16 protein-coding genes are annotated in these 10,864 nt (G+C 64.5%); 5 read left to right on the forward strand and 11 right to left on the reverse strand.

Annotated elements, in window-relative coordinates:
* Positions 1-32: 32 nt before the first annotated feature.
* Positions 33-779, reverse strand: a complete 747-nt coding sequence (locus CH249_RS01730) for a hypothetical protein (protein ID WP_094730822.1) — start codon at positions 777-779, stop codon at positions 33-35.
* On the opposite strand from CH249_RS01730, the gene CH249_RS27710 reads away from it, so the two are divergent.
* From CH249_RS27710 to CH249_RS01750, 5 genes are all read left to right on the forward strand, one after another.
* Complete coding sequence (locus CH249_RS27710; protein WP_179274302.1) at positions 768-935, forward strand: hypothetical protein; 168 nt, start codon at positions 768-770, stop codon at positions 933-935. The genes CH249_RS01730 and CH249_RS27710 overlap by 12 nt on opposite strands.
* Before the next feature lie 580 nt (positions 936-1,515).
* Complete coding sequence (locus tag CH249_RS01735; protein ID WP_094682646.1) at positions 1,516-1,815, forward strand: hypothetical protein; 300 nt, start codon at positions 1,516-1,518, stop codon at positions 1,813-1,815.
* A gap of 69 nt (positions 1,816-1,884) precedes the next feature.
* A complete protein-coding gene (locus CH249_RS01740) occupies positions 1,885-2,730 on the forward strand; it encodes a tyrosine-type recombinase/integrase (RefSeq protein WP_179273099.1) in 846 nt (281 codons plus the stop codon).
* A gap of 15 nt (positions 2,731-2,745) precedes the next feature.
* On the forward strand, positions 2,746-3,255 hold the full coding sequence (locus CH249_RS01745) for a DUF2637 domain-containing protein (protein WP_094682647.1): 510 nt from the start codon (positions 2,746-2,748) through the stop codon (positions 3,253-3,255).
* A gap of 116 nt (positions 3,256-3,371) precedes the next feature.
* Positions 3,372-3,605 carry a DUF732 domain-containing protein gene (locus tag CH249_RS01750; protein WP_256988024.1) on the forward strand — a complete coding sequence of 78 codons (234 nt, stop codon included), beginning with the start codon at positions 3,372-3,374 and terminating at the stop codon, positions 3,603-3,605.
* Between the two features lie 90 nt (positions 3,606-3,695).
* Here CH249_RS01750 and CH249_RS01755 read toward each other — a convergent pair whose 3' ends face one another.
* The 10 genes from CH249_RS01755 to CH249_RS28175 are packed head-to-tail and all read right to left on the reverse strand — an operon-like array spanning position 3,696 to position 10,861.
* Entirely contained in the window at positions 3,696-4,799 is a 1,104-nt protein-coding gene (locus tag CH249_RS01755; RefSeq protein WP_094682649.1) for an SGNH/GDSL hydrolase family protein, read from the reverse strand.
* 43 nt (positions 4,800-4,842) lie between these two features.
* Entirely contained in the window at positions 4,843-5,829 is a 987-nt protein-coding gene (locus CH249_RS01760; RefSeq protein WP_094682650.1) for a hypothetical protein, read from the reverse strand.
* A gap of 1 nt (position 5,830) precedes the next feature.
* A complete protein-coding gene (locus CH249_RS27715; RefSeq protein WP_179273098.1) occupies positions 5,831-6,001 on the reverse strand; it encodes a hypothetical protein in 171 nt (56 codons plus the stop codon).
* 1 nt (position 6,002) lies between these two features.
* A complete protein-coding gene (locus CH249_RS01765) occupies positions 6,003-7,511 on the reverse strand; it encodes an SGNH/GDSL hydrolase family protein (RefSeq protein ID WP_179273097.1) in 1,509 nt (502 codons plus the stop codon).
* Positions 7,512-7,524: 13 nt separating this feature from the next.
* Positions 7,525-8,985 (reverse strand): hypothetical protein, encoded by a 1,461-nt coding sequence (locus CH249_RS27720; RefSeq protein ID WP_179273096.1) that lies wholly within the window; start codon positions 8,983-8,985, stop codon positions 7,525-7,527.
* Position 8,986: 1 nt separating this feature from the next.
* Positions 8,987-9,445 carry a hypothetical protein gene (locus tag CH249_RS01770; protein WP_143544348.1) on the reverse strand — a complete coding sequence of 153 codons (459 nt, stop codon included), beginning with the start codon at positions 9,443-9,445 and terminating at the stop codon, positions 8,987-8,989.
* The gene (locus CH249_RS01775) at positions 9,432-9,656 is read right to left on the reverse strand and encodes a hypothetical protein (protein ID WP_094682653.1); all 225 of its coding nucleotides are present in this window, start codon (positions 9,654-9,656) and stop codon (positions 9,432-9,434) included. Before CH249_RS01775 ends, CH249_RS01770 begins: the two co-directional genes overlap by 14 nt.
* Before the next feature lie 57 nt (positions 9,657-9,713).
* The gene (locus tag CH249_RS01780) at positions 9,714-10,004 is read right to left on the reverse strand and encodes a hypothetical protein (RefSeq protein ID WP_094682654.1); all 291 of its coding nucleotides are present in this window, start codon (positions 10,002-10,004) and stop codon (positions 9,714-9,716) included.
* A 24-nt stretch (positions 10,005-10,028) separates the two neighbouring features.
* Positions 10,029-10,151, reverse strand: coding sequence for a hypothetical protein (locus CH249_RS28270; protein ID WP_256988027.1), 123 nt, complete (start codon positions 10,149-10,151; stop codon positions 10,029-10,031).
* Entirely contained in the window at positions 10,148-10,861 is a 714-nt protein-coding gene (locus CH249_RS28175) for a peptidoglycan-binding protein (protein WP_094682655.1), read from the reverse strand. Before CH249_RS28175 ends, CH249_RS28270 begins: the two co-directional genes overlap by 4 nt.
* Between the last annotated feature and the right edge of the window lie 3 nt (positions 10,862-10,864).

Here is a 10,864-nt window from a genome sequence, read left to right on the forward strand (position 1 = left end):
CAGCGACAGCCGCGATCGTCTATTGTCTGCGCTTACGGATACGAAGGCCCCAACTCGGGTTGGAATAGTTTCTGCGCTAGGGCATTCAGACGCCGTCGCGGGCAGGTACGAAAATATCGACGCTGGCTACGCTGGGTAACGGAGAATGCGACTATCGCGTTGCGACGTAACGTCGAGAGAGGGCTACACCCGCCTGTAGTCCGGCCGCGCAGAGCGCGGTCGGCCGCGTTCGTGAGCCAATGCCAGCTTTCCCGCGGCCACGTTGCCGCCTCGGCGCGCGCGTCCGCCACGGTCACCACGCCGGTGTCAGAGCGCCGAAGAATCACCGAGTCGTCGTCCCAGTCGATCGAGGCAGCGCGTGCATCGAGGGGTCCGTGGGCGGCGATGATGTCGAGGTCGGCGTCGATCGGAAATGACTCGTGCTGCACCCGTCGCTGAAACTCGTTATGCAGCATCTGGTCCTGCGTCAGCGACGCTACGAACCACGGCCTCACCGTGCCAGTTGTAGAAGCCCGGATCAGCAGCGCCGTCACCGCGCCCACCGACCCCGATCCTGAGTTCGTCACCGGCGCAACCACAATCGCCACGTTCTCGTCGATCACCACCACCGGCGCTCCGCCCAGACCCACGGATCGATCGGATTCCGATGCCGTTCCGAACGTGTCGTCGAAATCGCCCGACAGCAGCTGCTCCAGCAGTGGGCCCGTCGCGCGGCGCGCCACCGCCCACCGATCCCCACGCGCGATTGCCTCGACCAGGATGCTGACGTGGGCGACCATTCCCCCACGGCCCGTGGCCGCCGCGAGCCGGTTCACAGTCACAGTGCGTCACCGATCTTCGTGTCGCGGTCACGCCTGATCGTCGACCACACGACGCGCGGGACCGTCACTGGTAGCGTCCGCCTCAAGGCCGGTGACGCCGGAGTCTTCGGGTGAGTGTGCGTACCAGCCGCTGAGACCGTCCGTATCCCTCGGCGCGCGAACCCCCGACCAGCCGATAGAACGAGCTTCGGTGAAGATGTCGCGCTCGGCACCAGCACGTTCGGCCGGGAACTGGCACCACCGAGCGAGGAGCCCCTCAACGAGGTGAGTCGCCGCCTTGCACGGTTCACTTGCGTTCGATTGCGAGGGTTCAAAAAGATGAGTAAGTGATGACTGGAGCATCCACAGACGTCCATCAGCTACCCGGCGGTGCGAATCCGGCACACAACTCGCAGGTCAGCGGCATAGCAACCGGGACCTGACTCCCGGTATTTGCGATTGGGAGTCAAGTCTCTGAAACGTCCTCCGCCGCTTGAAAACCCGCAGGTCAGGGAGTTGCGATTTTCGCGAAGCTTGCGGTCGGCTACACATAACCAGACAACAAAAAGTGCCCCTGACCAGCAAATATGCTGTTCAGGGGCACCTGTTGTGCGCCATCAGGGATTCGAACCCCGGACCCGCTGGTTAAGGGTTGCGCGCCTGTGACCAGCATTGGAGCGAAGCGGCACTTCTCGATGCCCGAATCGATTCCGGCATGAGCGTGGCGCAGTTCGGGAAATGGGACCCCCTGTTCGGGATCACCGCGCCAGGCACCTATCCGATGGCGTACGCGCGCGAAGGGGTCGTGGAGTTCTCCATGCCAGGTGAGTGGTCCGGCCGTCTCACGCCGCACGCGGCCCGCGAGTGGATCGATGCCCTGCACGCTGCCGTCCACGCGGCTGCCGGCCATGCCGAGGCATTCGACGCCTCCGGGCCTAGCACGAGCACATTTGGTACAGGCGTCCAGGAACAGCCGAAAGAGTTTGTGTCACTTCACAGCTCAATGTCACGTTGAGGGATAGAGATGGTTACGAACAGCTCATTCCGCCCGTTAAGTACCGCTCGCCCTGTACCTATGTCCGGCATGAAGATGCTCATTGTGAATCATGTTTGGGCACAAGCGATCCTGTCGTGGGACGAGTGGTTGCGTGCGGCCGGCAAGTCGGCCGACACGCGATACACCCGCACGTACCACCTTCGCCGACTGGCCCACGACCACCCCGACGTAGATCCATGGATGATGACGGACCAGCACGTCATACGATGGATGGCACGCCACGAATGGAAAGCGGAGACACGGCGCAGCTACCGATCAAGCCTGCGTGTCTTCTTTCGCTGGGCACAGGCTCGTGGTCACATCACCGTCGATCCGGCGCACGAGCTCGAACCCGTCAAGATCCCGCGCGCTCGGCCGAGGCCGGCCCCCAACGACGTCGTCGAGGATGCCCTGGATACCGTCGATCCCCGCGTGAAGCTGATGCTGCTCATGCTCGTGTTCACCGGTATCCGGCGCGGTGAATGCAGCCGACTGCACACCAATCAGATCGAGCGTGACCTGCATGGATGGCAGCTGCGAGTCATCGGCAAAGGCGGGCACGAGCGGATCATCCCCATCGATGACGAGCTCGCCGCCACCCTGCGCCTACTCCCCCGCGGCTGGTTCTTCCCCGGTCAGATCGACGGGCACTTGTCGGCCGGCTACGTCGGAAAGCTCGTCTCGCGCGCCATGGCGGACGGGTGGACGGCCCACAGCCTCCGCCATCGCTACGCCAGCCTCGTCTATTCCGTCGAACGCGACATTCGAGCAACGCAGGAGCTGCTCGGTCACGCCTCGGTAACCACCACCCAGATCTACACCTACGTCCCAGAAGACTCGCTCCGCCGGGCTGCCTCCGGAGCCGGACTCGGACTCACCCGTCACGCTGCCTGAACTCAGGAGAGAACCATGACTCGACCTCGCATCACTGCCCATAACGTCGCCGTCGCTGTCGCGATACTGGTGGCCACCGGCTCGTCCATCCTGTCCTTCACCGCGCTCGCAGACCTGGCCGCTCACAACGAGGTGCCGGCATCGCTGGCCTGGATAGTTCCGCTCATCGTCGACGCGACAGTGCTCGGCGCAACCCTTGCTGTGGTCGCGCTCGATGAGGGCAAGGCCTTCGCCTGGTCGCTGCTCGCGCTGTCGGCCGCGCTCTCGATCTCCGGCAACGTCGCCCACGTGTGGGACTCGGGCCCGATCGCCATTGCCATTGCCGCCGTGCCGCCGGTGCTGCTGCTCGCGACAACCCACCTCGTCGTACTGCTGTCGAGAAGATCGGTGCCGGCCGCGGACGAGCACGAGCTGTGCAAGCCCGTCCCGCTGTGGCCGGCCGATGTGAAGAATCACAAGTCGTCGGTACCCGACCTCGCGGGTAGCTGGAAGATGTCACGGGAACAGGAGAGCGCCGCTGCCTGATCTGGTACACATCGTGAGTGAAATCGACAGCAGCCGTCCTGCTTGCAGCGGTCTTACTCTGCGTCGGGTGTAGCAGTCAGACCGACGGTACGGCTCGATCGGACTCGGATCAGGCAGTGATCGACGCGGCCGAGAGCGGAGGCCTGTCGGGTTCGGCTGACGATCAGATCGCGGTCGGCCATCGGATCTGCAAGAGCATCGCCAGCGACGGGCTGAGCGTCAATCAATCCCTCGGTGTTTTGGTCGGAAACGGAATGTCGTCCCAGGACGCCGCGACGATGCTCACGGCCAGCGTGCGCGAGTACTGCCCGGACCAGTTACCGGACGTGCTCGAGGAGCTCGGGAACTAGCCGCCGAAACGCGAAAACCGCCCCACCTCGGAGATAGCGAGGTGGGGCGGTTTGTGTGCGCCGGGGGGGGACGCTGCGATCGATCCTAGATCAGCGCGGCCACAAGGTCGGAAGAATCGCGTCGGACACCGATCGAGCTCCGGCGATCTTGAAGTGCACGCCGTCTCCGACGAACAGTCCCTCACCACCGGGGGGTGTCGTGTACTGGGTATCGACGACGAGGCTGCCGGCCGCGGTGCTGGCCGCGTTGGCGATCGCAGTGCGGTAGTCGGCCCAGGTGATCGGCGGCGTTGCACCGGTGTAGTCGTATTGCATTGCAACGAACAGGAATTCCGAGTCCGGAGTCTGGGCGTTGACGTGGGTCGCGATGGTGACGAGGTCCGCTTCGAGCTGCGCGGCGGTACGGCCCTGCTCTGCGTCGTTTCCGCCGAGCGCGATGATCACCAGATCCGGCTCGATCGCGGCGAGCAGCTCGGGCAGGACGGTGCCGAGACTGATGTCTGTGTACTGCGCGAAGTCCGCAGCGGGCTTGCCTGCGAACCCGAAGTTGTAGACCTCGATGCCGGTGCGGTCGTCGACGTCGTCGCTGCTGGTCTGACGTTCGAGCACACCGAGCACCTGGATTCCGTTCACCGCGTTGTGGACCTTCACCGATGCGATTCCCTTGGCGTCGGTGTACGAGAAGACCTCCACGTGGGAGGTCGGGGTGACCGTGTGGTTGACGAGGGTGTTGTCGCCGAGGGTGAGCGTGATCGTCACGGCACCGGTGCCGTACTCGGGGTAGCCACCGAGGAAGACGTCGACCGCGTACGTGTCTCGGAGCGGCCAGGTCAGCGACTTGGTCTGCCCTGCCGTGTTGTTCTCGTTGAGCCACACCGAACCCGGGACGCCGTTCGTGTCGCCTGTGCGGTCTGCGGTGGTCGTGCCGTCGAACGAGGTGGGTCGGAAGTTGTAATTCCAGTGGTCGGCGTTCGGGGTGTCGGCCTGCAGCCACAGGCTCGCACGCACTCCGGCCTTGCGGGCGAAGTCCTCGGCGAGCAGTGCCGGCCACGTCTTGCGGACGTCGGGCACACCGTCTGTGTATCCGGCCGCGAAGCCTTCGGCCTGGGAGTCGGAGAGGACAGCGAGGCGGATCGCGCGCTCGTCGCGTCGGACGAGACGGTTGACCCAGTGCGGTGTGACGAGTTCGGGCATGCGAGTGAACCTTTCGGGGTTGGTTGAAGTACTTCGAGGGGGCTTAGGTGTAGCTGGCGGAGAGCTGAATTCCGGCGGCGATCGCAGCCGTATCGGTCGCGGCCGCGGCCGCAGTGAGGGCGGAAGCGATGCCAGTGCCGAGCCGCTTACCGACCGCGCCGAACTGGAGTTGTGCGAGCGCACCGGCGGCGACGGGGACTGTGAGGATGGGTACGTCGGTACCCACGGTGGGCGCGGTTGCCTTGTTGTAGATCTTCCAGAACACCGCCGAGGCAGACGGGTTGAAGCAGCTCATCTCGAACAGGTTGCCGCCGGAGGCCTTCACCACCGCGGCGTTCGTCGATGCGGCTGTCGTGAGCAGGTACTGAGTCGGCGTCACCGGGGTGGTGGTGAAGACCCCGGACTGAGAGACGGGGTGCGTCTGGATCGCTGGCGCTGGCTCGGTGGCATATGCGCCGCGGATGAGTGTCCAGGTGGCGATCGAGCTGGCGGTGACCGCAGTGGTGCACCGGACGCGCACGAACTTGTAGGCGTTGACCGAGGCTTCCCAGGCGTACCCGCTGCCGACGTTCACTGCGAGAGCGAGTGCGGGCGTGGCCGATTCGACGGTGCTGGCGTTGGTGCGTGCGGCGAGGATCGAGAACCATGTTCCGTCGACGCCGTTGGTCGAGTCCAGGGACGCCTCGAACGCACATACACCCGCAGCCATCGCTGCGGTCCCGGTGTTCTTGACGTGGAAGACGATGTTCGATGCGCGTGAGACGTCGACGACGACGGCGTCGTTGACAGCCGCGACGTTGCCGACGGTGGCCGGGAACGAGGCGGTCATACCCGCGACCTTGAGCCGTCCGGCTTCGTCGGTCTGGAAGGCGCTCCAGTCGCCGTCTGCCGGGACCGCGCCGTCCGCGTCACGTCGGACGCCGAGTATCACGATTCCCTTCGCGTTGGGCTGCGCGACGCCATCGCGCTCGCCGATCGCGGCAGCGATTGCAGCATTGCTTGCTTCGAGGTTCTGGAAGACGCTCGGCATGTCAGTTCTCTCCTGTGTGTAGGTCGATGAAGTTGCCGTTGCCGTCGGTCTCGACCCACGCGTACTCGCCGGGTGCGGTCGGCGCAGTCGGGCCGACTGTGACCGGGAGTTTCTTCTGGACGTCGACGGGCAGCGTGGAATCCGCGCCGGTGGTCACGAACGCTCGTGCCATGTCAGGCACCTACTTTCATGTAGTCGAGTACCTGGCCGGCGAAGGCGAGATTGCCTGCGTCCGTGAAGTGCACGTTGTCTGCGATGTACAGACCGGAGCCGGTGAAGCCGCGCAGGTCCAGGCACTGTGCGCCGATGGACGCCGCGGTGGTCTTGATCGTTTCGGAGTAGCTCGCCCACGTCGCTCCGGAGGAGTTGTTCGGCAGCGGGCGAATGATGAAGACGATCTCGATACCTGCCCGGGCCGACACGAGCTGGTCTCGGATGGTTGTCATGGCCGACGCGAGCTCGGCGGTTGTGCGGCCGCGTTGATAGTCGTTCGCGCCGAGGCATATCAGGGCGACGTGCGGGGCGAACGCGGTGATCATCGGCTTGGTGGAGTACGCGCCGTTAGTGAGCCACCCGGCGTACTCGAACGCCGCCATCGATCCCTGGGAGAGGTTGTATCCGGTCACACCGGATACGACGTCACCGACGTATTCGACGATGCCCAGGCCCGCGAGCCCGTTGCCGGCCGACGAGGTCAGTTGCACCCACGCGCCGGGGTTGGAGATCTGGGTGACGATGCGATCGCCGTTCGAGTCCGCTGCAGCTCGAGCAGGTTCGTTGGCGGTGGTGATCACCAGTGATCCTGCGGGCCCGTAGCCGGTGTGGACGACGTCGACGCGGGTGGTTCCTCCGCTCAGTGCCCAGCGAACGGTGTCGACGTTGCTGGCATGGCCGCGCTGGAGCCAAAGGGCACCGGGAATGCCGATCTGATTGTTGAGCTGGTCGAGCCCGGTCACTGTCGGACCATTGCTCGACGAGAGTTCCGAAACGTCGGTGTAGACATAGTTTCCCGGTGCGAGCGGTGGACTGACAGGCACCCATCCTCGACCGCCTGCACCGACACCGAGCTCGGTCCGGAGCGACTCGATCAGCCTGCTCGGCCAGGTCTTGCGCCACGAATCGGGGCCACCGGGCTTGCCGTAGCCGTCGTTAGTGGAATCACCCAGGAACAACACGCGCAGGCGAGTCGTGGCCGCGGCCTTGGCTGCGGCTTTGTACGTCGGCGATGCGATTGCGAGAGCGCCGTCCGGATCCGGCTCGGGGACGTCGTTCGAGAGGTAGAACAACCCGGGGCGGGCGGAGTCCTCGACGAACGTGATCCCGGGATTGGTCGCGAAATAGGCCTCGGTGGCGCGTGCGATCAGATCTGCCGGAGTGTCCTCCGGGACCAGGACCGCGGCCGCGATGACGTCCATGACCCGGGCCGTCGCGGTGTCGGGTATGACGATGCGCCCTTCGATCGAGCGCCGCATAGCGCCGGGCTTGAGACGAAAGAAGGCCGGCCCGGGGATGAGGTCGGGAGTCGTGATGCCGGTCGAGGTGATCGGGACGTGGACGGGATCGTCGGTCAGGATGCCGTCTGCGCCGCCGTCGCGGATGCTCGTCCACACCTCGAGGTATCCGGAGCCGTCGAAGTCGGCGATCTTGGCCAGGTTCTTCACCGGGTCGCTGAGTACGGTCACTGCTGCGCTCCAATCATGCTGCGACAGGGGTTTCGACGTCGGCGACGTCGTTGGCCAGCCAGTCGGCGATGGTTCCGCTGGACTGGAAGTTGCTGCGACTGACGTAGATGCCTTCGTAGAGGTTCGTCGGGCCGTAGGCGATGGTCGGGAAGTTGTCATCGATGACGACCGCGCCGTTGCGTCTGACGAGCCAGTGCGCGTCGAGCAGATCCCACTCAAGTACGTCGCCTGCGATAGGTGTCACCGGCAGAGTCAGTAGCTTCGAGAACGCGTTCGGGCCGGTGCCTTTCACCAACGAGTACTCGTTGTTATCGAAGAACAGGCCGCCCCACGACGAGCGGTTCGCATTCGATCGCATGACCGGTCCCGCGAAACGTTCGCTTGCACTGGAGTTCACCGAGCCGACGGTGATTCGGCCGTGCGTTTTCGTCGTCGCCAGGGGTGTCGTGTGGAGCACGTGGGCGTAGCCGTCGTTCGTTGTTGTCCATGCCGCGGCGTTGGACTTGATCCCCAGGCCGAGGCCTGCGCCCGACGTCGAGTACGACGATCCGAGGCCGAGACCGTCGGCTCGGTCGTAGAGATCTTGCAGAGCGCGCTTGATAGTCTCCTGGCCGATCGACCGCGACGCTTCCACGTACGTCACCCAGCCCGACGTGAAGTCCAAGGCGGATTGCGAGACCGTCGACCCTGGTGAGGTTGTCGCGAGTACCGCGCCGTTCTTGACCGGATTGAATCCCGGCAGCGGTGCGGGATCGAATATCTCGACACCGGCGACGGTCACCGTCCCCTGCACTGTCAGGGCCATCGCGATGTGGTCGCCGGTCCGGGCGAGAGCTTCGTCGGGGAACGTGACCAGTTGTGTGGTGTACGAGGAGAGGATGTTCCCGGACAGGTCGCTTGAGGTGCCCAGCAACTCGGCGAGATCACCGGCCGCATTCATGCGGTAGAAACGTGCCACCAACGACGTCGGTGCGCCCTTGGCGTAGAAGTACATCAGTTTGATCGCATCGTCCGCCGTGATCCGGACGAAGGTCACGATCGTGGTGTTCGTGAAGGCCTTACCCGGCTCTCGACCGAGCGTGATGGTGTGGCTGTGGCTGTTGTCTCCGCTACCACCGGTGCCGGTGCTGGTGTTCGGAAGCATGACGAGCTGCGAGCGTGAGAACGACGGATATCCCAGCGGTGTGATCGTCTCGCCGATCGACCGATTCGTCTTCACGTCGAACGCTGTGACCTGCTGCTGCACCGTCGTGACGATGCTGATCGCCGTGTTCGCGTTCGTGTTCGCATTGCTCGCTGCAGTTTTCGTGCCGCGCAGCTCGTCCGCCAAGTCGTCGAGGTTGAAGATTCCGAACGAGATGCCGTCGAGGCCATCGAGAATCGCCCCGGCGACGTGGCTGAGCAGCCACTTCGGAAGGTCGATCTGCGCGGCGTCGTTGCCCCGTGGGGTCCGATCCGGTATCCGGAGCGACATCTCAGCAGCCCGAACTGGAGTACGGCGTTGCTGCTCGCTCGCGCGCGTTCTCCTGCGCCCGTGCCTGGAATTGACCGATGAGCTCGGCTCGTTCGGCGTCGGTCAGGGGTGGGTCGGTGGCGATGTCGTCGGTGATGTCGGTGAAGAGCCGAACGACATTTGCGTTGTCGCTGCGCTGAATCGCCGACCGCGCCTCCAGGGTCGCCCGGAAGTCGGCGTTGCACTTGCCCTGCTCGTAGTTGTAGTACGTGCCCTGGCCGAGGGTCACGACCGCCATCAGGACCAGGAATGCACCGAAATACCGCTTCCGCGTGACGTTGTCCGCAATTGCGGGGGTGATCACCGTCTTCCCGTCGCCGTTGACGGATCGACGCCATGCTGTCGCCTGCCCGACCAGGAACCCAGCCAGGAAGGCGACAGCGGCGAGCACCGTCGAGTAAATAAGATCACTGGTCGACATCAGATTCGCCGTCCTTCGTCGTATCCTCGGGCTTTTTCGCCTTGACGTACGAGCCGGTCAGGAATCCGACCAGCGCCAGCATGATCACGTTCACCTCGGGAGGGACGTGGGCATCGGGAACGAACAGCACCACCAGCACCGTCGTTGCCCACACCAGCGTCACGACGGTGATCAATATCGTGAGCAGGCGGGAGACTGTCTTCTCGTCCACTGCTACATAGCCTTTCGCTCACAACCGTCCCCGTCCTCCGCGGTGGCCACCGGTAGATCAGTTCTCGATTTCGCGGTGACGTCCGGCGTATTCCTCGATCTCGATCACTTGCTTCTCGGTCACACCGTTCGGGGTGAAACGGATTCCGACGGTGGCGAGAGTCTGGATCGTGATCGCGATACCGCCGAGGACCGGCAGCGGGATCTCGACGCCGAGGCCTACGAGAACCCAGACGACATTGACGGCCAGGCCGATGAGCGAGGTGACAGTGTTGCTGTAGCGCTTGACGAGTGGCTGTTCGGCGAGCAGATCGCGGAGCACGTCGAGGCCTGCATCGGGAGTAGTCATGGTTCTCTTCTTTCGTGTTGGTGTTCAGGACTTTTCGGTGAGAAGATCGGCATCGGACTGAATGTCGACAGCGAGGACGTAGGCGATCGCGGCCGCGCCGGCCGAGAGGATCACCGCTGCAGCGAGGAACGGCCAGCGATAGTTCACAGGCCGAGGGCCTTCCAGGTGGCGGGACCCACGATGCCGTCGACGGCGAGACCGCGGCGGCTCTGAAAGTTGCGGACGACGGATTCCGTTGCAGGCCCGAAATCGCCGTCGACCGTGAGGCGCGAGTACGCGGGGTAAACCCGATTGAGGAATTCCTGCAGGAAGCGGACGTGTTCGCCGGTCGAGCCGCGCTGGATCGTCGGCCGACCGGTCGATGGTGCCGGACTCGGTGCCGGCGGAAGCGACGGAATGCCCGCGCCCCTGATACGCGCTACGCCGGCGTCGTTGCGTGGGTCGCCTTCCGGATAGCGCATCTGAAAGTGCATCTCGTCGGGCTTGCCCCACGCCGCGCCCCAGAACACCTCGGGGAATGCCTGCAGCGCGCGATTGACAGCGTCGATCTCGTTGCGCGGCATGGTCCGCAGGCCCCATGGTCTGATCGGTGCCCACGCATCGAACGAGGTGCCCGCTAGGTGGTTGGAGTTCTTGACCAGGTTGTCTCTCGACCACCCCCAGACGGGCGAGGTGAAGTTGCGGACCGTCCGATGCAGCACTCCGGCGAATGCACCGAGGATGATCGCCGGTGCACCTCTGCGAAGTGGCGCGGTATCCATGTACGGGGCGGTATCGACGGTCACGCACTCGTCCCGGTTGCACATCCGCCAACCGTTCTCCGACCAGTCGTTCCCGTAGACAGTTCTGAATGACATCAC

It is taken from the genome of Rhodococcus sp. 05-2255-3B1 (genome assembly GCF_002258545.1).
Classification (GTDB): domain Bacteria; phylum Actinomycetota; class Actinomycetes; order Mycobacteriales; family Mycobacteriaceae; genus Rhodococcoides.

Excerpts from the sequence above, each read along its gene's own strand:
- CH249_RS01730 (WP_094730822.1), bottom strand. The coding sequence starts at position 779 with ATGGTCGCCCACGTCAGCATCCTGGTCGAGGCAATCGCGCGTGGGGAT.
- CH249_RS01735 (WP_094682646.1), top strand. The coding sequence starts at position 1,516 with ATGAGCGTGGCGCAGTTCGGGAAATGGGACCCCCTGTTCGGGATCACC.
- CH249_RS01740 (WP_179273099.1), top strand. The coding sequence starts at position 1,885 with ATGAAGATGCTCATTGTGAATCATGTTTGGGCACAAGCGATCCTGTCG.
- CH249_RS01745 (WP_094682647.1), top strand. The coding sequence starts at position 2,746 with ATGACTCGACCTCGCATCACTGCCCATAACGTCGCCGTCGCTGTCGCG.
- CH249_RS01755 (WP_094682649.1), bottom strand. The coding sequence starts at position 4,799 with ATGCCCGAACTCGTCACACCGCACTGGGTCAACCGTCTCGTCCGACGC.
- CH249_RS01760 (WP_094682650.1), bottom strand. The coding sequence starts at position 5,829 with ATGCCGAGCGTCTTCCAGAACCTCGAAGCAAGCAATGCTGCAATCGCT.
- CH249_RS27715 (WP_179273098.1), bottom strand. The coding sequence starts at position 6,001 with ATGGCACGAGCGTTCGTGACCACCGGCGCGGATTCCACGCTGCCCGTC.
- CH249_RS27720 (WP_179273096.1), bottom strand. The coding sequence starts at position 8,985 with ATGTCGCTCCGGATACCGGATCGGACCCCACGGGGCAACGACGCCGCG.
- CH249_RS01770 (WP_143544348.1), bottom strand. The coding sequence starts at position 9,445 with ATGTCGACCAGTGATCTTATTTACTCGACGGTGCTCGCCGCTGTCGCC.
- CH249_RS01780 (WP_094682654.1), bottom strand. The coding sequence starts at position 10,004 with ATGACTACTCCCGATGCAGGCCTCGACGTGCTCCGCGATCTGCTCGCC.
- CH249_RS28175 (WP_094682655.1), bottom strand. The coding sequence starts at position 10,861 with ATGTCATTCAGAACTGTCTACGGGAACGACTGGTCGGAGAACGGTTGG.